At 70.4% G+C, this 20,753-nt stretch carries 22 protein-coding genes; 9 read left to right on the plus strand and 13 right to left on the minus strand.

All coding sequences use genetic code 11. From position 1 onward, the window contains the following. Positions 1–189 precede the first annotated feature (189 nt). Positions 190–555 carry a hypothetical protein gene (locus tag IM767_RS01955; protein ID WP_109209717.1) on the minus strand — a complete coding sequence of 122 codons (366 nt, stop codon included), beginning with the start codon at positions 553–555 and terminating at the stop codon, positions 190–192. Between the two features lie 588 nt (positions 556–1,143). Between IM767_RS01955 and IM767_RS01960 the strand changes: the two genes are divergently transcribed. The 3 genes from IM767_RS01960 to IM767_RS01970 all read left to right on the plus strand — a co-directional run bounded on the left by IM767_RS01960 (position 1,144) and on the right by IM767_RS01970 (position 3,483). Beyond that, positions 1,144–1,767, plus strand: coding sequence for a putative antibiotic biosynthesis monooxygenase (locus IM767_RS01960; RefSeq protein WP_109209718.1), 624 nt, complete (start codon positions 1,144–1,146; stop codon positions 1,765–1,767). A 120-nt stretch (positions 1,768–1,887) separates the two neighbouring features. Next, on the plus strand, positions 1,888–2,973 hold the full coding sequence (locus IM767_RS01965) for a DUF998 domain-containing protein (protein ID WP_239453240.1): 1,086 nt from the start codon (positions 1,888–1,890) through the stop codon (positions 2,971–2,973). 9 nt (positions 2,974–2,982) lie between these two features. Beyond that, positions 2,983–3,483: a VOC family protein gene (locus tag IM767_RS01970; RefSeq protein WP_198425581.1), complete on the plus strand. Its 501-nt coding sequence runs from the start codon at positions 2,983–2,985 to the stop codon at positions 3,481–3,483. Positions 3,484–3,493: 10 nt separating this feature from the next. Here IM767_RS01970 and IM767_RS01975 read toward each other — a convergent pair whose 3' ends face one another. After that, on the minus strand, positions 3,494–3,655 hold the full coding sequence (locus IM767_RS01975; protein ID WP_194398783.1) for a hypothetical protein: 162 nt from the start codon (positions 3,653–3,655) through the stop codon (positions 3,494–3,496). A gap of 189 nt (positions 3,656–3,844) precedes the next feature. Between IM767_RS01975 and dinB the strand changes: the two genes are divergently transcribed. Beyond that, on the plus strand, positions 3,845–5,041 hold the full coding sequence (gene dinB / locus IM767_RS01980; protein WP_109209720.1) for a DNA polymerase IV: 1,197 nt from the start codon (positions 3,845–3,847) through the stop codon (positions 5,039–5,041). 27 nt (positions 5,042–5,068) lie between these two features. Here dinB and IM767_RS01985 read toward each other — a convergent pair whose 3' ends face one another. From IM767_RS01985 to IM767_RS01995, 3 genes are all read right to left on the minus strand, one after another. Next, entirely contained in the window at positions 5,069–5,701 is a 633-nt protein-coding gene (locus IM767_RS01985) for a hypothetical protein (protein ID WP_162564243.1), read from the minus strand. A gap of 91 nt (positions 5,702–5,792) precedes the next feature. Continuing rightward, on the minus strand, positions 5,793–6,194 hold the full coding sequence (locus IM767_RS01990; RefSeq protein ID WP_109209722.1) for a DUF2255 family protein: 402 nt from the start codon (positions 6,192–6,194) through the stop codon (positions 5,793–5,795). Positions 6,195–6,197: 3 nt separating this feature from the next. Then, positions 6,198–6,899, minus strand: a complete 702-nt coding sequence (locus IM767_RS01995; RefSeq protein ID WP_162564244.1) for a mycothiol transferase — start codon at positions 6,897–6,899, stop codon at positions 6,198–6,200. A 92-nt stretch (positions 6,900–6,991) separates the two neighbouring features. On the opposite strand from IM767_RS01995, the gene IM767_RS02000 reads away from it, so the two are divergent. Continuing rightward, positions 6,992–8,140, plus strand: coding sequence for a serine hydrolase domain-containing protein (locus tag IM767_RS02000; RefSeq protein WP_109209724.1), 1,149 nt, complete (start codon positions 6,992–6,994; stop codon positions 8,138–8,140). A gap of 41 nt (positions 8,141–8,181) precedes the next feature. Here the strand turns inward: IM767_RS02000 and IM767_RS02005 are convergent, their stop codons facing one another. Together IM767_RS02005 and IM767_RS02010 are read right to left on the minus strand one after the other, a co-directional pair. Then, complete coding sequence (locus IM767_RS02005) at positions 8,182–8,718, minus strand: DUF302 domain-containing protein (RefSeq protein WP_109209725.1); 537 nt, start codon at positions 8,716–8,718, stop codon at positions 8,182–8,184. Between the two features lie 68 nt (positions 8,719–8,786). After that, entirely contained in the window at positions 8,787–11,528 is a 2,742-nt protein-coding gene (locus IM767_RS02010; protein WP_109209726.1) for a helix-turn-helix transcriptional regulator, read from the minus strand. Positions 11,529–11,787: 259 nt separating this feature from the next. Between IM767_RS02010 and IM767_RS02015 the strand changes: the two genes are divergently transcribed. Then, a complete protein-coding gene (locus IM767_RS02015) occupies positions 11,788–12,615 on the plus strand; it encodes an alpha/beta fold hydrolase (protein ID WP_109209727.1) in 828 nt (275 codons plus the stop codon). 64 nt (positions 12,616–12,679) lie between these two features. After that, on the plus strand, positions 12,680–13,480 hold the full coding sequence (locus tag IM767_RS21220; protein ID WP_422613755.1) for an alpha/beta fold hydrolase: 801 nt from the start codon (positions 12,680–12,682) through the stop codon (positions 13,478–13,480). Between the two features lie 126 nt (positions 13,481–13,606). Here the strand turns inward: IM767_RS21220 and IM767_RS02025 are convergent, their stop codons facing one another. Beyond that, on the minus strand, positions 13,607–14,158 hold the full coding sequence (locus tag IM767_RS02025) for an ATP-binding protein (RefSeq protein WP_109209728.1): 552 nt from the start codon (positions 14,156–14,158) through the stop codon (positions 13,607–13,609). Positions 14,159–14,258: 100 nt separating this feature from the next. Then, positions 14,259–15,449, minus strand: coding sequence for an aminotransferase class V-fold PLP-dependent enzyme (locus IM767_RS02030; RefSeq protein ID WP_109209729.1), 1,191 nt, complete (start codon positions 15,447–15,449; stop codon positions 14,259–14,261). A 172-nt stretch (positions 15,450–15,621) separates the two neighbouring features. Here IM767_RS02030 and IM767_RS02035 point away from each other — a divergent pair, with 172 nt between their 5' ends. Beyond that, on the plus strand, positions 15,622–16,083 hold the full coding sequence (locus tag IM767_RS02035) for an SRPBCC domain-containing protein (protein WP_109209730.1): 462 nt from the start codon (positions 15,622–15,624) through the stop codon (positions 16,081–16,083). A gap of 22 nt (positions 16,084–16,105) precedes the next feature. Here the strand turns inward: IM767_RS02035 and IM767_RS02040 are convergent, their stop codons facing one another. Beyond that, positions 16,106–17,302: an FAD-dependent monooxygenase gene (locus IM767_RS02040; RefSeq protein ID WP_109209731.1), complete on the minus strand. Its 1,197-nt coding sequence runs from the start codon at positions 17,300–17,302 to the stop codon at positions 16,106–16,108. A gap of 56 nt (positions 17,303–17,358) precedes the next feature. Between IM767_RS02040 and IM767_RS02045 the strand changes: the two genes are divergently transcribed. After that, positions 17,359–17,820 (plus strand): MarR family winged helix-turn-helix transcriptional regulator, encoded by a 462-nt coding sequence (locus IM767_RS02045; RefSeq protein ID WP_198425582.1) that lies wholly within the window; start codon positions 17,359–17,361, stop codon positions 17,818–17,820. Positions 17,821–17,838: 18 nt separating this feature from the next. On the opposite strand, the gene IM767_RS02050 is transcribed toward IM767_RS02045, so the two are convergent. The 3 genes from IM767_RS02050 to IM767_RS02060 are packed head-to-tail and all read right to left on the minus strand — an operon-like array spanning position 17,839 to position 20,710. Next, the gene (locus IM767_RS02050) at positions 17,839–18,429 is read right to left on the minus strand and encodes a TetR/AcrR family transcriptional regulator (protein ID WP_109209733.1); all 591 of its coding nucleotides are present in this window, start codon (positions 18,427–18,429) and stop codon (positions 17,839–17,841) included. After that, a complete protein-coding gene (locus IM767_RS02055) occupies positions 18,429–18,992 on the minus strand; it encodes a TetR family transcriptional regulator (RefSeq protein ID WP_109209734.1) in 564 nt (187 codons plus the stop codon). Before IM767_RS02055 ends, IM767_RS02050 begins: the two co-directional genes overlap by 1 nt. Further along, the gene (locus IM767_RS02060) at positions 18,992–20,710 is read right to left on the minus strand and encodes a purine-cytosine permease family protein (RefSeq protein WP_109209735.1); all 1,719 of its coding nucleotides are present in this window, start codon (positions 20,708–20,710) and stop codon (positions 18,992–18,994) included. Before IM767_RS02060 ends, IM767_RS02055 begins: the two co-directional genes overlap by 1 nt. Positions 20,711–20,753 lie beyond the last annotated feature (43 nt).

Genomic DNA, 20,753 nt, shown 5'->3' on the forward strand with positions numbered 1-20,753 from the left:
GTCGCAAGTCACCGATGGGCCCCGGACCGGGGTCCATGGGGGGCCGTTCGGCACCGGACTCGTCGCACCTAACGATCGTGAGTCTCGAATGTCTCCCACGACCACTGCCGACCCACTCAGCGCCGGACCGGGGCCCTGCTCCGCCGACACAGGGGGTTCGACAGCGACGTTCCCGCTGACGACGGTCGATCATGCCGTGCCGACCTTGCCCCCCGCCGCGGCGGTGGCCGGGGCCGTGAGCACGACGGTCGGCGACGTGGCTGCAGCCGCATCGACGGCCGTCTCAAGCACGGCTCGACCGGGTGCGGATGCCTCCGCCACCGCCGAGCCGCTTGCACCCGCGCCGGAACCCGCAGAAGCCGACCCGGCCGCGATCGCCCACAAGGTGGGGCGCTTCGCCGTGCTCTCGCTGCCCGTGGGTGTGGCGGTGTCGATCCTCAGCACCCACGACGCGACCTGGTGGCAGCTCCACTTCTCGCAGCTGGGAACGCACTCGGACTTCTCGGGCCGCGTGTTCAACTCGATCACGATCCTCTCGGGCTTCCTGCTGGCCACCTACGGCGTGTTCCTCGCGGTCGCGCTGCCGGCCGCCTCGCCCCTGTCACGACGCCGCGCGCGCCGGCACGCACGCCCCGCAGCACTGAGGGCGGGCCGCGAGGGTCGCCCGAGTCGCGCGTTCCGGGCGTCGGTGGTCTCAGCAGGCCTCCACCTCACCGGCGTGGGACTGGTGCCGATCCCGGTCAGCCCCGTGATGCATGACGTCATCGCCACCGGACTCGGCCTGTCGTTCCTCGCCACCGTCGCCACCGGCCTCGCGATCCCCGGTCGCAGCCGCGGCTTCCGGTGGGGCACGGCGCTGTGCGTCGGCCTCCTCGCCGTCGGCATGGTGGCGCTCACCGCCGGCTTCATCACGCTCGCGCTGTTCGAGTTCGTGGCGTTCGTCACGATGGGCATCTGGCTGCTCCGGCTCCCCCGCGTGCTCGCACGCCCGCACTCGCCCACCGCTCGCTCCTCACTCGCGCGCCGCGCGACCCGTCGCGCCGCCGCCCGTCGCACCACTCGCGCCGCAGCCGCGCGTCGCGCCGCCCGCCCCGCAGGCACCGGTCCCGCCGCCGGACGTCGTCGCCCGGGCACGACCGCAGAATGGATGCCATGGCAGAACCCGTGGCCCACCCCATCACCGTCGCGATCGAGCGCCGCATCGACCCCTCCCGCACCGCCGAGGCGACGAGCTGGATGCAGGCCGGCACCGACCTCGCTGCGGGCTTCGCGGGCTTCCTCGGGTCGGGCTGGGTTCGCGCGGGCGAGGGCAGCGACCTCTGGTACATGCTCTACCGCTTCAGCGACATCCCGACGCTGGAGGCATGGGAGGACTCGCCCCAGCGGTCGTGGTGGCTGGACTCCGGCCGCGCCTTCGCCAGCGAGGTCAGGGTCGAGCGGCGCACCGGCATCGAGGGGTGGTTCGACGCTCCGTTCGCGACCCACGTCGAGTCGCGTGATACGGGCGGCGGCGCTCCGCCGGCCACCGGACCGGTCCAGCAGCCCATCCCGGCCGCCCCGCCGCGGTGGAAGCAGGCCGTCACGATCTGGCTGGGCTTCTTCCCCACGAACCTCCTCGCGTCGTGGCTCCTCGGGTTCGTCCCCGGTTTCACGGAGTGGCCGCTGATCGCCCGTGTGCTGCTGTCGACCGTGCTGCTCACGCCCGTCATGACGTACGCGGTGCTGCCGTGGGTGACACGGATGCTGCGCCCCTGGCTCCAGCGCTGAACCTCTGCTCACGGGTGCGCGGGCATCGATCCGGGCTGTCCGGCCGGGCCCCGGCATCCGTGATCGAATCTTGTCTGTCGGGTGCCCCCTCGCCGGCGCGGGCGGCCGTACTCTGACCTCGTGAGCACACTGAACACCTCGCCGGTGCCCGATTCCGAGACGCCGACACCGGGTCGCCGCGCCGAGTCCGAGGCGGTCTACGCCGCCCTTTCCGCCGGCGTGCTGGGCGCTCTCTACGGCTTGCTCGTCGGACTCTTCGCACCCGACCTGCAGCTGGCGGGCGAGGCGGATTCGTTCGCCGTGTGGGCCGCGTGCGGTGCGGCGGTCGTCGCGGCGGCGGCCTCCACGATGGAGTACTGGCGCTCACGCGACCGTCCCGGCCAGGAGTGGCGGCAGTCGCTGCCGTCGTGGAAGTACATCGTCAACACGATCTCGGTCGTGATCGTGCACACCGCGCTCGCCTTCGTCGCGGTCTACGCGCTCTACCGCGTGCTGGCGATGGGCTTCATCGGCCTTCCCCTGATCACGTTCTGGGCGGTCGTGCTGATGGCCGTGACCCTGGGGCTCACCACCTGGATCGTCTACCTCTCGGTGTCGGCGATGACCACGCAGCGCATGTCGTCGCTGCTCCTGGCCTTCATCGCGATCGGCACGCTCACGGCGATGGTGACCACGCCCGACCCACGGTGGTGGACCATCCACTTCAGCCACCTCGGCACGTTCGAGGACGACCTCTCCAGCTGGGTGTTCAACGGCACGCTCATCGCGGCGGGCCTGCTCGTGACGACCTTCGCGGTCTACATCGCCAACGACATGCGCGCGCTCGCCGAGGCCGGCGTGCTCGAGAACCCGCGCGGTCCGCGCATCGTGCCGGTGCTGTTCGTCGTGATGGGCATCATGCTCGCGTGCGTCGGCATCTTCCCGGTCGACGTGAACCTCGCCCTCCACAACCTCTCGGCGTCGGGCATGGCCGCGATGTTCCTCGTGCTCCTCATCGGCGGGCCCAACTTCCTGCGCGGGATGCCGCGCACCTACTTCGTCGCCTCCTGGGGGTTCCTGGGCGCGATGGTGGTGTCGGTGGTCCTCTTCATCCCCGCGATCGGCTACTTCTCGCTGACCGCGTTCGAGATCATCGTCTTCGCGCTGATCTTCGGCTGGATCGCCGTCTTCATCCGCTTCCTCGGCGTCGCCGGACGCAGGGACTGATGATGACGGATGCCGCGGCCCCCGGCATCCGTCGCACACTGCTCGATCGGGGCACCGGTGACGGAAGGCGGCCAGATGGCGACCCTCGGCAACATCACGTTCTACGCGGACGATCCGCGCGCGCTCGCGCACTTCTGGGCGGAGGTGTTCGGGTACCCGGCCGCCGAGTGGGAGGACCCGCTCCGACAGGAGCTGCTCGACTCGGGACTGACGCAGGACGACCTCGACAAACGCGGGCTGGCGGAAGACCCCGAAGGGATCGGCCCTCGGCTCTTCTTCCACCACGCCGAGGGTCCGAAGGAGGGGCGCAACCGGCTGCACCTCGACATCAATGTCGCGCGCGAACCTGACGACCCGGCCTCGAACCCGGCGGCGCTCGACGCCGAGAAGGACCGGCTCGTGGCGCTGGGCGCCACGGTCGTGCGACTCGTCGACCAGCAGTGGGGTCCGTCGCACGAGCGGTACTACCAGATGCAGGACCCCGAGGGGAACGAGTTCTGCCTCCAGTGAGTCCCGCAGCTCACGCCTGTTCGTCCTCCTCGGGTTCGAACGTCGACGGCTCACCCGTGTGACCGGCGGCCACGCCGTCGGGGTCGTCGGGGATCGTGTGGTCCTGCCCGAGGCCGCCCGGCTTCGGGGTGCCCTCGTGGTCCTGCTTCGGAGTGTCCTTGTTCTCGCTCATCGTCGGCCTCCCGGTCGGTTGGTGGGACTCTCAGCCGGTCCCGCGGTCGCGCGGACCCCGGTTGACAAACGGGGCCGCTGCGGGGTCGGGCCGGCACGCCCCGGGGCGTGCCGGGCTCACTCCGGCCACTTCCCGATGTCGCATGTGGGTGCCACCATCTGTAGAACAGATGTTCGACAGGAGGCCGCGATGCGGGGTGAGGCGACCGTGCTGCACGCCGACCTCGACGCCTTCTACGCCTCGGTCGAGCAGCGTGACGCGCCGGAGCTGCGCGGGCGGCCCGTGATCGTCGGCGGCGGCGTGGTGCTGGCCGCGAGCTATGAGGCGAAGGCCCGTGGTGTGCGCACCGCGATGGGCGGGCGCCAGGCGCGCGATCTGTGTCCGGACGCCGTGGTGGTCCCGCCGCGCATGGAGGCGTACTCCGCGGCGAGCAAGGCGGTGTTCGCGATCTTCCGCGACACGACGCCGCTCGTCGAGGGCATCTCGATCGACGAGGCCTTCCTCGAGGTCGGCGGACTCAGGCGCATCGCCGGAACCCCCGAGCAGATCGCCGTGGGGCTGCGTCAGCGAGTGCGCGCCGAGGTCGGGCTGGCCATCTCGGTCGGCGTCGCACGGACCAAGTTCCTCGCCAAGGTCGCGAGCGCCGTCAGCAAACCCGATGGACTGCTGGTCGTCGAGCCCGGCGAGGAGGAGTCCTTCCTGCTGCCGCTGCCCGTCGAGCGGCTGTGGGGGGTGGGCGCGGTCACCGCGGAGAAGCTGCACCGGCTCGGCATCCGCACCGTCGGGCAGCTGGCCGAGCTCGAGGCCGCGACCGCCGAGCGGCTGCTGGGCAGAGCGGCCGGCGCGCACCTGCACGCGCTGGCCCGGCTGCGGGACCCGCGCCCGGTCGACAGCACCCGCCGCCGCGGGTCGATCGGCTCGCAGCGCGCGCTCGGCACGCGTCCGCGCTCACCCGACGAGCTCGAGGTCATCCTCACGCAGATCATCGATCGGCTGTCCCGTCGCCTGCGCGACGGCGATCGCGTGTGCCGCACCGTCGTGCTGCGGCTCCGCTTCGGCGACTTCACAAGGGCCACGCGCTCGCGCAGCCTCCGCTCAGCGACCGGCAGCACGACGGTGCTGCTGGGCATGGCGAGAGGCCTGCTGGCCGCCGCCCAGCCCGAGATCGCCGAGCGCGGCATCACGCTGATCGGCGTCTCGTTCGCGCAGCTGGCCCGCGCCGACAGCGTGCCGCCCGAGCTGCCGATCGACTGGGACGACGGCGTGCGCCTCGACACCGTGCTCGACGCGGTGCGCGACCGCTTCGGTGCGGCATCCGTCTCCCGCGCCGCACAACTCGGACGCGATCCTGGGTGGTCGACGCCGGTGCTCCCCGAGCACGAGTGACCGCGAGCTCGGTTGTCGGGGTGGGGCTCAGGAGGAGGTCGAGGGCGGGTAGACGGCGACGGTCCCCTCGCGAGAGCGGTTGGCGAGGACGATCGCGAGGATGCCGAGCCCGAGCGTGCCGGCGAGGAAGCCGAGGGTCCCGAGGGCGGAGAGCAGCCCCGGCATCTGCATGAGGGCGTCCGGTGCGGCGACACCGATGAGCTGCGGCAGCACCCAGAGGACGACCTGACCGACGAGCACCCACAGCGGTGCCCAGTTCCACGGTCGGTGCACGACCCGTGCTCGGGCGACCTGCATCGCGGCGATCACCCCGGCGAGCAGCGGCAGCACCATCGACAGGTACGTCCAGAACAGCCAGGCATCCGCCTGATCGGGGGCCCACGGTCCGGCCAGCAGGTTGACGATGGAGTGGGTCAACGGCCACAGGGCGACGATCGCCGCCGACGCCAGGCCCAGCGGCCGGCGCGCGACGACGCTCCCCTCGCGGCTGAGGCCGACCGCGAGCAGGAGGACGGCGGCGGCCCACAGCAGGTCCGCGAGGAGCGAGAGGGCGGCGGTGGCGCCCGGTGCACCGAGGAACGACCCGCGGAGCATGCCGACGACGCCGCAGCCCACGAGTCCGATGCCGCCCGCCAACCACGTCGCCCTGCGCCCCTGCATGACCCCCACGCTAGCGCCGGCCGGCGCGCGCTCGCGCCCGAACCGCATCGCGCTCCGGGTCTCGGGCGCTATCGATCGGCGGGCGTCGCCGTCAGCGTCGCGGAGTCAGGCGGAGGGTGGATGCCGCGGCCTCGGCAGTGACCATGCTCCGGGCAGCGAGATCTCCGTACTTGCTGCGGTATGCCGCGTCGACGGTCGCGGCATCCGTCTCCCCCGTCGCCTCGACGATCACGTCGACAGCGCGCTCGCCCACCCGGATCCGCGCGTGCCCAGCCCTCACCGCGCCGCCGTACCAGCCGGTCTCGCGCCGGCGCCACGTGCGGACGAACACCCCGGTCCCGGCGACGGCCACCCAGATCGTCGTCCAACGGCCGAAGCCGCCGTCCCGGCGCGGAACCGAGACCTCGACCTCGATCGCGGCGGAAAGGTCACGCAGCTGCTCTGACGACCACGGGGCGGAATCTCCGGCGACCCGCGACCGGCCATCCGGCATGGATCACCGCCTCAGCTCGCCGAGGGCGGCGAAGCGGATCATGTGCGCCTCGCCCGCGTGCAGGGTGTACTCGTGCAGCATCTTCAGGAGCGACCACCGCAGTGAACGCCCGTGCCCGAGCCCGCGCGCGTCGAGCGACGGCACGGCGGCGATCGCGGCATCCGCTCGTTCGATCTCTGTCATCCAGCCGCGCACGTCGTCCGGGGCGGTGTCCGGCGAGCCGCCGGCGAAGTCGTCGTCGCCGTAGAACTCTCGCTCGCCCTCGCCGCTGAGACCCCACCCCAGGTAGCTCGCCTCCATCTGCCGCATGTGGCGGACGAGGCCGAGCACCGACAGCTCGACCGGCGGGACGGCCCATTCCAGCGCCTGCTGCACGGACAGGTCGCGGGGCTTGCGGCGAAACTCATGCCGCTGGTAGCCGAGCCACGCGACGAGATCGGCGCGCTCGTCGCCGGTGTCGTCGGGCTCGCTCCCGCGCGAGACGTCGACGTCCGCGAGGAGCGGAGCGGATGCCTCCACCCGCGCTTCCTCGGAATCGCCCGGCGCGTTCGCGGGCCAGTCCCGCTGCAGGCCGATCGCGTCGGTGAGCGCCTCGACCGCGTCGGCCAGCTCGTCGAGCTGCTCCGCGGTCAGCGAGGGGAGCGCTGCGGCGACGCGCGAGACCAGGGCGAGCGGGTGCGATTCTCTCGATGCGTCCGAGGTCATGTGCGTCATTCTCGACGGGACGAGGCGCGTGCGCCACCACCCGGGACCGCCAGGCGTGGTCTCGCGCCGCCGCCGGTGAAAGACTGCCGGGTATGACCACGTCGGTGGTGGATCTGCTGGCCTCCCATGTCGAACGAGGCACCATGCCGGGCGCTGTCGCCGTGCTCGGCCCCGCGGACGATGAGCCGGAGCCCGTCGCGGTGGGCGCGGTGGCCATCGGCGGGCCGCCGATGGCGGCGGACGCGCTCATGCGCATCCAGTCGATGACGAAGGCGATCACGAGCGTCGCGGCGCTGCGGTTAGTGGCGGACGGGCGGCTGGGCCTCGACGACGGTCTCGAACCCTGGCTGCCCGAGCTCGCGGACCGCCGCGTGCTGACCGCCCCGACAGGGAAGCTCTCCGACACGGTGCCGGCGTCTCGGTCCATCACGCTCCGACACCTGCTGACCAACACCGCCGGGTACGGGATGATCCCCGTCCCCTCGCCGTTGCAGCACGCGATGGCCGAGAACGCCACCGAGGCGGGCCCTGACCCCGTCTCGCTCGGTGCTGACGAATGGCTCGCGCGGCTGGCCGAGCTGCCGCTCGCCTTCCAGCCCGGAGAAGGATGGCGCTACCACCACTCGTTCGCCGTGCTGGGCATCCTCCTCTCCCGAGTCACCGGCCGACCCACCGGCGATCATCTCCGCGAAGACCTTCTCGGTCCGCTGGAAATGGTCGACACCGCATTCTGGGCTCCGGCCGACCAGGCTCATCGGCTGCCCGCGGCGTATCGGCACGGCGACTCCGGCTTGGAGGAGCTGGAGCCGGCCGGAGGCGGGTTCTACGCCGGCCCGCCGCCCTTCGATGTGAGTCACGCGGAGCTCGTCTCGACGGCTTCCGACTACCTCGCCTTCCTGCGGATGCTTACACATCGTGGCATCGCGCAGACCGGCGACGCCCGAGGAGAACGCCTGCTGCGGGAGGATCTGGCGACGGCGATGGTCCGCGACCAGACCCCGGCGGCGGCGAAGTCGGCGGACAGCTTCTTCTCCCCCACCTTCTGGGACGAGATGGGGTGGGGATACGGCGTCGGCATCGAAGCGGATGGTGAACACGCGGGACGGTTCACCTGGTCAGGAGGCCTGGGCACGAACTTCTTCGTCGATCCGGACGGCACGATCGGCATCCTGCTCACCCAGGTCGAGCTGGGCGACCGGACGATGGCGCTCGTCACGGAGTTCCAGGCGCTGCGGGGATGACCGCGAGCACGACGGGCACCTCGGAGAGCCGCCCGGCCGGCTCAGCCGGTGCCTGCCCCTGGAGCGAGGGACTGAGGAATCGGTGCACCGAGTCCTCGGATGATGTCGGCGACGAGACGGTCGAGTTCCGTCCCGACCTTCGTGATCGGCTCGGACCCGAATGAGCCGAACTGCGTGCTCGGCTGGTCCAGCGTGAATCGCACCGGCTCGCCGCGCTTCTGCGTGAGTTCCATGCGCAGCGGGGCGTAGAGCATGACGCGGGGGTCGTGTCGGAACATCCGCTCGGTGACGACGGGGTTGCCGACCAGGTACGCGCAGCACCGGGAGTCGTTGCCCGCCAGGTTCATGAAGGCGTCGACCGGGCTCTTCCAGTACGCGACGAAGCCGTGGGGTGAATCGCTGACGACCTCGCTCCAGGAGGAGCGCGCGTTCACGTGCGCGGTGATGGCGTCGTCCGGCGCGAGGGGGACCAGGCGTTCGAACGCGTCGACGATGTCGTCGAAGTCTCCCGGGATCGCAAGAGAGAGGCGCCGCGTCTGCCAGACGTGCTCGGATGTGTCGGTGCTGCTGTCAGTCATCTCCCCTTCATCTTGAGAGGGGCCCATCCAGCACGGACCACGCGAACCTCGTAGTCTCGGGCGCGCTACTACGTGAGAGCCGCCCGCAGGTGCCGGCGGGAGCTGACGTCGAGCTTTCTGAAGACTTTGCGGAGGTGATAGTCGACAGTGCTCGGGCTCAGGAACAGGCGCTCGGCGATCTCGCTGTTCGTCGCACCCTCGGCTGCCAGGCGGGCGACCGAGCGCTCCTGCGGGGTCAGCGGATCGGACTCGCTGCGCTGCAACGACGTCGACGGCGCGGCAGCGGTCAGCGGTCGGAGTTCGCGCGCGGTGCGTTCGACCCACAGTGTGGCCCCGGCATCCATGAAGGCGGCTTCCGCGGTCTCGAGGTGCTGCGTCGCCTCCGCGCGTCTGCGCTGCCGGCGCAGCCATTCGCCGTAGAGCAGGTGTGCGCGCGCCGCGACAAGCGGGGTGTGTGCACGCGCGAGGCCGGCGATGGCGGACCGATAGTGCTCTTCAGCCTCGTCCGTGGCGAGCATGGCACGCAGCAGTCCGGTCAGACCCCGACCGTAATCCGTGCCGACGAGCGCCACCCGCTGCTCGATGTCGGCCAGGAGCCTGGACGCGGCGTCGGCTGGCCCGCCCCGCGCCGTCGCCTCGAGCACATCGAGGTTCACCGTGGCGAACGGCTCATCGCCTTCCACTTCGGCGGCGACTTCCTCCCAGGCGTCGCGGTAGCGCCCCTCGGCACACGCGATGTGAGCCAGCGCGTTCCGCCACGACTGTGCGGAGAAGCCTGCTCCCACCGCCAGGCTCGCCTCGACGGCATCCGCCGACTCCGCCCTCAATCCCTCCGCATCGCCGCGCCATGCTCGAACGCCCGCGCTGAGCACCCGGATGATGGCGTCGTCGCGTGAGTACCCGAGGAGGGTCAGCACCTCGGTGATCTCGTCGCTGCGGGATGCCGCCTCCGCAAGCCTGCCCGCGTCCACATCGGCGGTCACCTGCGACCCGCCGATCCAGCCGAGCCCCCACAGCGACCCCAGGCTGCGGGCAAGCGACTCGAACGCGGCGAGCATCTGAGTCCGACCTCGTTCGTCGAGGAAGTAGACGGCGAGCCGTTCCAGCAGGGTGTACGTGAAGACGGATGCGCCTGCGGAGGCTGCCTCGAGGGCGAGTGCGAGAGCTCTCCGGTACAGCGGCGCCGCGGCCCGCGGGCCATCCAGCAGAAGCGTGGCGACGGCGGAGAGAGCGGTCGGAGTGAGTCCCATCTCGCCGCCGTGCACCCGCAGCGTGCGCGCGAACTCGGCGATCTCGCGCAGGCTCACGCCATCGGCCCGGGCGCCGGCGATGATCTGCGATGCGAACGACTGCATGACGTAGTCGGCCGCGCGAGCCTCGTCGTGCGGTGCGAGCAAGCGCGCGGCATCCAGGTAAGAGGTGGCGCGGGCCGGCCAGCTGCCGTTCCTGGTGACCTCGACGTCGGCGGCGACGACGGCCAGCCGTGCGTGCTGGAAGGGGTCGAGCCGGTCCGCGTCGATGTCATCGAGAAGTGCGCGCGCCTGCGTCATCGCCCCCGCGGATGCCGCGGCCTCCGCCGCGGAGAGGAGCCGCGGGAGCCGGGTCGAAGGGCCGGATGCCTGCGCAGCACGAATGAGGAGTCTGGCTCGCGCGGCGGCACCGGCGCGGAGCGCGACCTTCGCGGCGGCCGCTTCGAGGTCGGCGGCGAGGTCTTGGTCGATGCCGTTCACCGTCGCGGAGAGGTGGGTGACGCGGCGATCCTCGTCACCGTGGAGACCGGCGGCGTCGCTCAGGTCGGCATGCGCTCTGCGCCTCTCCGCGGCAGTCGCGCCGCCGTACACGGCCGCGCGAACCAGCTGATTGCGGAAGCGGATGCTGTCGCCCACGGTGACGAGCCCCCACGATTCCGCAGGTGACAGGGCGTCCGCATCGAGTCCTCGGCGGCGCGCGACCTCCGACACCAGATCCAAGTCCCCGCCCGACTCCGCCGCCGCGATGAGAAGCCATTGCTGGGTGCTCTGGGGCAGCGCACGCACCCGTGCGAGGTAGTGGGCCTCGAGATGCTGGCCGAGTGGCACCGGCTCGGGAAGGATCGCGGCCCCCTCGAGCTGGCGGGTGGAGAGCTCGGCCCCGAGATCGATGAGCGCCAGCGGATTCCCGTGCGTCGCGGCGGCGATCTGACCGGCGATGGCGGGTTCCACCGGGTGGTCGAGCCGCGCTCGGAGCAGCTCGACCGCGTCGGCGGCTCCGAGTCCCGGCAGAACCCGGGTGTCGATGCCGGCCAGAGCCCCTCCGCCATGCTCGACCGATCGCCGCGTGAAGAGCAGCACGACACGGTCGGCGAGAAGCCTCCGCCCGACGAATGCGAACGCGGCCAGCGACTCATCATCGACCCAGTGGGCGTCGTCCACCCAGACGAGGAGAGGTCTGTCGTCGGAGAGAGCGGCGAGGAGGTTCAGCAGTGCGAGGCCGACCGCGAGCCTGTCGGCGACGACTCCTGGCTCCAGACCCGTCGCCACGAGGAGGGTGCTGCGGTGGTTGTCCGGGAGGCCCGCGACGACCACGCGCTGGGCGAGCACGAGACGCTGGACCGCAGCGAACGGCAGGTCGCTCTCGGCCTCCACACCCGAGAGCTCGAGCACCTGGAAGCCGTCGAGCTCCTTCGCGAACGTCGCGACCAGCGCGGTCTTTCCGACGCCCGGCTCTCCTTCCAGCACGCCGACGGAACTTGTGCCGTTTCGGGCGTCGGTCGCGAGTCTGCGCAGCCACGCAAGTTCGGAATCGCGTCCGATGAAGTGGGCGGAGGGCATGGTCACACCATCGGCTGAGCGGAGCGGTGGTGTCACGGTATCGGCTCAGCGATTACGCGAGCAAGCGTTTCCTTCTGCCGTCTCGGCACCGGCGGACTACGTCCTCCACGTAGTGCCCGTCGCTCGGCGATGACTGCGTCACGCGGAGGGGCTCTTGATCCGCAGGCAGGCGTCTCCGCGACCGTGCGATGTACGTGATTCAGGCGGCGGCCGGCTGCGGCACCATCTGGAGCACCCCACGAGCGAAGGAGCATGACCCGTGAGCTACATCACCACCGAGGACGGCACGCAGATCTTCTACAAGGACTGGGGACCGGCCGACGGACCCGTGGTCCTCCTCAGCCATGGCTGGCCCCTGAACTCCGACGCCTGGGAGGCGACCGCGCTGTTCTTCGCCGGCAACGGGTTCCGGGCTGTCGCCCACGACCGTCGCGGGCACGGGAAGTCCTCCCAGACCTGGAACGGCAACGAGATGGACACCTACGCCGACGATCTCGCCGCGCTGATGGACCACCTCGATCTGCGAGACGTCACGATGATCGGCCACTCCACCGGCGGTGGCGAGGTCGCCCACTACGTCGGCCGGCACGGCAGCGCTCGGGTGGCGAAGGTCGTCCTCGTTTCGGCGGTTCCGCCGCTGATGGTGCGCCAGGACGACAACCCCGGCGGCCTGCCGGTGGAGGTCTTCGACGGCATCCGCGCCGGCGAAGCAGCCAACCGGTCGCAGTTGTACCGGGACCTCGCCGACGGACCCTTCTTCGGCAACAACCGCACCGGCGATGTTCCGCAGGGAACGCGGGACGCGTTCTGGCTGCAGGGGCTCGCCTCCGGCACGCGCAACGCCTACGAGTGCATCGCGGCGTTCTCGGCGACCGACTTCCGGCCGGACCTCGCCAAGATCGACGTTCCCGCACTCATCGTCCACGGCGACGACGACCAGATCGTCCCGTTCGAGATCAGCGGCAAGCTCTCCGCCGAACTCATCCCGAACGCCCAGCTCATCGTCTACGAAGGCGGCGCGCACGGGCTACCCGACACCGACCGCGAGCGCCTGCACGCCGACCTGCTGCAGTTCGCACGCTCCTGACGCGAGAAAGCGACACATCATGAACGACGCCAAACCCCCCATCGTCCTCGTCCACGGCCTATGGATGACGCCCTCCAGCTGGGACACCTGGGCGAACCGGTACCGTTCCCTCGGCCACGAAGTCATCGTCCCCGGCTGGCCGGGGATCGGCGACCGCACGCCACAGGAAGTCCGCCGCGACCCGAAACCTCTCGAGGGCCGCACCATCACCGAGATCGTCGACTACTACGACGGAGTGATCCGCGCACTGCCCCAGCCGCCCATCATCATGGGCCACTCGTTCGGCGGCATCTTCACGCAGATGCTGCTCGACCGCGGGCTCGGCCGCGCCGGCGTCGGCGTGGAACCCCGGTCAGCCCGCCGGTGTGCTCGCGCTGCCGTGGTCCACGCTGCGCACCGGGCTGCCCATCCTCGCGAACCCGTTCCGCATCAACAAGGCGAACAAGTTCTCGAAACGGCACTTCCACTACACGTTCGGCAACGACCTCACCCGCGCCGAGTCCGACGTCGAGTGGGAGGCGAGCGCCGTCAACTCGGTCAACCGGGTGTTCTTCGAGGGAGTCCTCTCGCTGCCGAAGGAGAAGACGGGCATCACCAGAGTCGACTTCCGCAAGCCCGACCGCGCGCCGCTGCTGCTCATCTCGGGCGGCATCGACCACGTCGCGCCCCCGGCGATCCAGAAGGCGGCCCTGCGGAAGTACCAGACCGGAACCTCGCTGGTCGAGCGCGTGGAGTTCCCCGGCCGCAGCCACCGCATCGTCAGTCAGACCGGCTGGGAGGAAGTCGCCGACTACGCCCTGAACTGGGCTCTCACGCACAGCTCGGCCGCGTCGCGGCCGGCGGCGTCCGCGCTGTAGAGCGCTGACGGCACGGCCCCCGACTCGATCGCGCATCCGCGTCGCTCGGGTCGGGGGCCTCGACCGTCGGCGTCGTCGGGGCGGCCCTCATCGGCTGCGCGCGAAGTCCGTGGCTTCCTGCGGGTCCGCCTTCTTCAGCGATGCCTCGACCGTGCGTGCGCGACCTCCGCGACCAGCGGGGGCAGAGGGTCGGCCTCGTCGTCGGAGGCGATCGGAACCGTCCAGGGCCGTCGCTCCACGACGTCGGCGAGGGCAGTGCCGTATGTCGCGACGAGGCGTGCCGCGTCCTCGTCCGGGTCGGCGCTTTCGGTGTTCGTGGGCGACGTCGCCGCGCGCTGCCGCAGGCGCTGCGCTGCCGTGGCGTCAGGAACGGTGAGCAGGACCTCCACGAAAGGCACGCCCAGGCTGCGTGCCGTGGCATCGAGGTCTTCGATGAATTCCACCCGCCCCAGCAGCTGCGGCACGACGACGTCGTTGCCGGCACGGATCACTTCCGGGATCGCGGCGATCGCCATCCTGCGCGCGAGCACTCCGGCCGCCTCTGGCCGCTCCCGCCACGCTCCGATCATGCTGCGGACGAGGTCCAGGTCCAGCGCCACGGAGAGCGGATGCGAATCGACGTACCGTCGCGCCAGCGTGCTCTTGCCGGATCCCGGCAGGCCGTTGATGAGGATGACGCACGCCATCGTTCGACTCTAGGGCCGCTCATCCACGACGCCATGGCGCGTCGCGCCCTCCGCTTGCTCGGTCGGCCGGGCGCGCCGCCGCACCCGCTGCCTGCAGGATTCAGGGTCTGGGCAGAGCGTCGATCAGCCGCTCGATCTCGTCTTCGGTGTTGTAGTAGTGCACGGACGCGCGGACGACGGCCGGCAGACCGCGCGCCTCGAGATCGAAGCGGGCGGAAGTGACCGTCGAGACGCTCGTGTTGACGCGATGCTCATTGAGACGGCGCTGCACGGCCTCCGGGTCGACACCGTCCATGGTGAACGTGACGATGCCGCAGGTGTGCGCCCCTCGGTCGTGCACGTCGATGTCACGGCGATCACCCAGACGCAGACGGAGCGCCTCAGCCAGCGCGTTCACGCGCTGCTCGATGGCGTCCATTCCCCACGCGCGGGCGTAGTCGGCCGCGACGCCGAGCCCGATCTTGCCGGCGACGTTGGACTCCCAGTTCTCGAACCGGCGGGCGTCCGGGCGGATGCGGAATTCGTCCGTGGCCGTCCACGTCGCTGCGTGCAGATCGAGGAACGGCGGTTCGAGTCCGGCGATGAGTTCTCGCCGGATGTAGGCGAACCCGGTTCCCCGTGGTCCTCGCAAGAACTTCCGCCCGGTGGCGGTGAGGAAGTCGCAGCCGATGTCGTCGACGTCGATGCGCATCTGGCCGACCGACTGGCATGCATCGAGCAGGAACGGGACGCCGTGCTCGCGCGTGACCCGGCCGATCTCCCTCGCGGGGTTGACCAACCCACCCTGTGTGGGCACGTGGGTGACCGCGACCAGCCGGACAGGGCCCGCGTCCTGCGCTGCCAGGCGGCGACGCAGGTCTTCCACGCTGAGCTGGCCGGCGTCGTCGTCGTCGATCGGCTCCAGCACGACACCAGTGCGGGCGGCGACCTGGAGGAACGCGATGACGTTGCTCGCGTACTCCGCGCGTGAGGTCAGGATCCTGTCACCGCGCTCGAAAGACGTTGCCAGGGCATAGAAGACCATGTCCCAGGCGCGTGTGGCGTTCTCGACGATCGCGACCTCGTCGCGGCGGCATCCGATGAGCGCTGCGATCGCGTCGTATGCGTTCTCGACCTTGTCGGCCGCTGCCGCCGCGGCCTCGTACCCGCCGATCTCGCTCTCGAGTCGGAGGTGATCGATGACGGCGTCCGTGACCTGCCGGGGCGGCAGAGCGGAGCCGGCGTTGTTGAAGTGGACGACATTGCGGATGCCGGGGGTGTCTGCGCGAGCCCGCGCGACGTCGAGAGCCATTGGTCGGTGCTCCTAGCGAGGTGTGTAGCTACGTGGGTGTTCACGATACCGAGGCCGCGAAATCCCAGGATGTGGCCCATCCCTGAACTCGACACGCGCCCATCCAACGGCTTGACCCTGACGCAACGTCAACCCTTCACGTGGATCGGGTGCGCGTTGTTAGCATCGCCCCATGGGCAGGACGGACCGGGCTTCGCTTCTGCTGCACGTCGACCGGGGGCGCGTGTTCGCCGCGCTCACCGATCCTGTCGCGCTCGCCGAGTGGCTCCCGCCGAGCGGGATGCACGGTCGATTCGAGCGGTTCGACATGCGCGAAGGCGGGTCTTACCGCCTGGTGCTGACGTACGACGACGCATCGGGCGCACCGGGCAAGACATCGGCTGATTCCGACGTCTCTGAAGTGCGGATCGCGCGCATCGTTCCGGACGAGAGCATTCTGCAGGAGGTCGACTTCGAGTCGAGTGACGAGGCGTTCCAAGGGACGATGTCGATGGAATGGAGCCTGAGCAGCGTGGCCGAGGGGACGGTGGTGGAGTTCGAGGCGCGAGACGTCCCGGACGGCATCCGAGCCCGCGACCACGCCGAGGGCGTCCTGTCGTCGCTGTCGAACCTCGCGGCCTACCTCGAGCCGTGATCCTCGACTCCAGTCGTCCGCCTCAAGGGATTCGGCGCGCGCTGCCGAGGCGGGCGCGATAGTCGTAGATCCACGCCTGGCTCTCGTCGGTGACGAAGTGGCGGAAGACGAAACGGAGCATGCGGTCCTGGAAGATCCGCGCGATCGGACCGGCGGTCTTCGAACCGCTCGAGCGGGCCCCCTGGGCGACGATCTTCTCCACGCGGGCGCGGCGCTGGTCCTCGAAGGCCGCGAAAGCGTCCGCGGGTGACCCATCGGAGGCGGCCAGACACGCGGCGAGCACGACGGCATCCTCGAGTGCCATCGACGCCCCCTGCCCCGAGCTCGGGGAAGGTGCGTGGATCGCGTCCCCGATGAGCGCGAGGCGCCCGCGACTCCAGGTCGGGACGCGCGGCAGGTCGAAGGTGCTGTCGCCGGCGAGTTCCAGTTCTCCGGCGGCGATGAGGTCGGCGAACGGCCCGGAGTCGGGCGCGGCGAGGCCGACCAGATGACGCTGCCACGCGGCATCCGTCATCGCCGTCCGCTCGGTGCGGGTGATCGCGGGGCGGGGCTCGTTGACGAACCAGACGACGTCACCGGCCGGCGTAGGCAGAGCGCCGAAGAACGCGCGCCGGCCGAAGACGAAGGTCCACGACTCCGGTGGCAGCCCGGCCGCCAGCCGCGTGCCGCGGGTGATGCCGCCGAAGTTGGCGACGCCGAGGTAGCGGGCGGCCGGAGCGTGTGGATCGATCGCGCTTCTCACGACGGAGTGGATGCCGTCGGCTCCCACGACGATGTCGGCTTCGAGCCGCTCCCCGCTTTCGAGGATGACGGCGGCGACCGATCCGGTGGTCTCCACGGCCGCGACGCGGGCGTCGTGCCGGACGTCGACTCCGCGGCGCGCAGCCTCGGTGGCCAGGGCGGCGGCCAGCTCAGGTCGTCGGAACGACAGGGCGGGCGTGCCGTCCGGCAACGGGGCCCCGAGACCCACCGAGCCCAGCGGGGCTCCCGTGGCTCCGACCATGATGTTGCGACGGGTGGGGACGCCGATCCCCCGGACCGCCTCCAGCGCGTCGAGCTCCGCCAATGCCGCGACGCCGTTCGGCGCCACGGTGAACCACGACCCCGAGCCGGCGCCGGACGGCCGGGACTCGAGCACAGTGGCCTCGAAGCCGACGGCATGGAGGGCCATGCCAGCGGCCGGTCCGGCGATCCCGCCACCTACGACGATTGCGCGCATCGTATGCTTCCATTCAGCGATTCTTACGAACTCCGTATATTTCGATAATCGAAAGGATGCCACACGTGTCCCGATCGCGTCAAGCCGCCATCCAGGACGCCGGCGTCGCGCTGCAGCGGTATCAGCGGAGCGTGCAGGCCTTCGACGACGCCGTGGCGCGCATGCTGAAGGTCGGCCCCGCCGACCTTCGCTGCCTCGACTGGCTGAGCGAGGGACCCCGGACGGCCGGTGAGCTCGCGGTCGCCGCGGGCCTGCGTCCGGCCGCCACGACCACCCTGATCGATCGACTGAGCGAGCGCGGGTTCGTCCGGAGAGTGCCGTCGCCCGATGACCGGCGACGGGTGCTGGTCGAGCTCACCGAAGAGGGGCGGCGGCGCATCTGGGAGGCGTACGGACCGCTCGTCGAAGAGGGTCAAAGCGTCTTCGACGGCGTCACCATCGAGCAGCTCGACACCTTGCGAGGTCTGCTCGACGCGATGACCGCGATGACCGATCAGCACCGGGCGCGGGTGCACTGAACGGCCCCGCCCCCTCGCCTACGACGGCGCTGCGTCCGCGGTGCCGAGGTCGCGGATCGGGTCGAGGATCGCTTCGGCGGCCCAGGTGGCGGCGTCGGCGATGTCTCGTCCGCTCATGCCGAGCTCGCGGCGCATCGTCACCCAGGTGGCGGAGGAATCGAGGTGGCAGAGCGCCGCGACGACGGCTCGGCGCTCCTGGTCGCCCAGCGACGGCACCTCGCGGCGCAGCATCCCGTCGAAGTCAGCGCGATGCGGTGCAGGGTCGGCGCCGTTGATTCCCCGCATCGCGGTCTCGGCGACCACGTGCGCCAGCTCGGGACGCCGGTCGTAGGCCTCCATTGCCTCTCGGATCGCGATGGGCACGTCGAAGATCGAGTCCGACTCGGCGCGGGTGAAGATCGTGCGTTCGATCCACGACGACGTCGCCAGCAGGAGGTCGACTCGCGTCGGGTAGTACCGGAAGACCGTTCGCTCCCCGACGCCGGCGCGCAGGGCGATCAGCCGGAACGACACGTCGTCGGTTCCGACCTCCTCGATGAGCTCCGCGTACGCGGCGAGGATCGCCGCCTGCGTCCCTGAGACCTCGGACGCCGACGCGGCCGAGGCCATCAGGCGGCCCGATTCGCCTCGGACGCCGCGGGAAGGACCCGTCGAACGGCGGAATCGAACACCTGGAAGATCTCGTCGGCGCTCATGTCGAACCCGGTCCGCATCCGAGCCCAGAACATGGGCGAGGCGAAATAGCGGACGGATGCCGCGGCTCGCCGTGCGTCGCGGCGGTTCAGCCCCGGCGCCTCGGCGTCGATCATCGCGACGATCGCGTCGGTGAAAGGGGCGACGAGCTCGTCCCCGGTCGGGGACAGCGCACCGCCCCGGGCCGCGACGAAGGCGAACGCGGGTTCGGCGTCGTAGGCGCGGAACCGCGCGCGCACCGCATCACGGAACTCGGCCACGGTGCGGAACTGCGGAACGGGGAAGTGCTCGGCCTCGATCCAGCGTCCGAGCGCCTCCAGCAGGTGCGACCTGGTCGGGAATCGGCGATAGATCGTGCGCTCCGAGACGGCGGTGGCTTCGGCGAGCTCGAGATAGGAGACGTCCTCGAAGGTGCGCTGGCGCAGGAGCAGGGCCGCGGCTGTGAGGATCGCTGTCGACGTGTCGACGACCTCGTCCATCACAGCATCCTTCCCTGCCCGTCTCGATGGGGCCCGGCCGGCTCCGCCGGAAGCACGTATCGGTCGGAGTCATCCAGCGTGAGCGCCAGGGACGAGACGTACTGCAGCTCGCCTCGCGGTCCCGACTCGGCCGAGGCCAGCATATCCGGGCGTTCGAAGGTGTAGCCCGTGACATGGCAGCGCAGTCGCTCGCCGGACGGGTTGCCGTCGCTGTCGAGGATCGGGCTCGGGATGCCGTCCGATGCGCGGCGGAGGTAGTACCGCCCGCGCGTCGCGATCGCCATCGCCGGGGTGGCGACGACGGCGACGCCGATCGCGATGAGGACGGAGAAGGGCTGCATCGCCTCGCCGAATGCACCGGCGAAGCACAGTAGCGACAGCACGGAGGCAAGGCCTACCGAGACAGGACCCACCGGGTTCCAGTTGTGGAGCATGCCTCGGCGGAACTCGGGGAAGAGCGGGGAGAGCCGTAGCAGGTGCTTGTTGATCACGATGTCGGCCGAGATCGTCACGAACCACGCCATCACGACGTTCGCGTACAGGCTCAGGACGAAGGAGATCAGGCTGAACACGTCCATCAGCATGAGCGTGAGCGCGATCGCCAGATTGAAGATCACGAACACAGTGCGACCGGGGTAGCGCTTCTTCACCCGTGTGTAGACGTTCGACCAGGCGAGCGATCCGGAGTAGGCGTTCGTGACGTTGATCTTGACCTGTGCGATGACGATGAGAAGGAGCGCGAGCGCGAGCGCACTCCAGTCCGGCAGCAGCGACTGATACATGCCGAGGAACTGCTTCACCGGCTCGACGGCACGTTCGGCGATCGTCGGATCCACCTTGGTCACGAGGTAGACCGCCAGGAACAGCCCGATCACCTGCTTGATCCCGCTGAAGATCACCCACCCCGGACCGCTGAACACGAAGGCCGCCCACCACGACCGCGAGTTGGCGGCGGTGCGGGGCGGCATGACGCGGATGTAGTCGATCTGCTCGGCAAGCTGCGGCGTCAGCGCGAAGCACACCGCCGCGCTCGCGACGACGGCGCTGAAATCGGCCGCGCCGTCGGAGGCTCCCTGGAATCCGAGGAACGCGGTCACCGCGTCGGGCTGGCTGAAGACGATCCAGACGAGCGGCAGCAGCGCGAGCGCGAGCCAGAGCGGCGTGGTCCAGAACTGCAGTCGCTCGAGCGCGCGCATGCCGTAGATCACGATGGGGATCACGACCACCGTGGAGATGACGTAGCCGATGGGCAGCGGGATCCCGACCGCGACCTCCAGGCCCTGGGCCATGATCGCGCCTTCGAGCGCGAAGAAGATGCACGTGAAGCCGGCGAAGACGACGGTCGTGATGATCGAGCCGTGATACCCGAAGCCCGAGCCGCGGGCGACGAGGTCGAGGTCCAAGTTGTACCGCGCCGCATAGAACGCGACCGGGAAGCCGACAAGGAAGATGATGACGGAGGCGAGAAGGATGCCGAGCACGGCGTTGTTCGTGCCGTGTTCGAGGCCGATGCTCGCACCGATCGAGAAGTCGGCGAGGAACGCGATCGAGCCGAGCGCGGTGCCGCCGACGGAGAGGGCGCTCCAGCGACGGAACGACCGCGGTACGTAGCGGAAGGCGTAGTCCTCCAGGCTGTCCTCGGCAGCGGCGCGCGCATCCCCGCTTCGCGCGCCGGCCCTCACGCCCGGCGCCACCACTCTCACCTCCAGCGCATCCACGATGTTCGGATCATGCCGCAGGCGTGTTTCGGGCCCGTTGCGG

The organism is Microbacterium ureisolvens (genome assembly GCF_015278315.1).
Classification (GTDB): Bacteria; Actinomycetota; Actinomycetes; order Actinomycetales; family Microbacteriaceae; genus Microbacterium; species Microbacterium ureisolvens.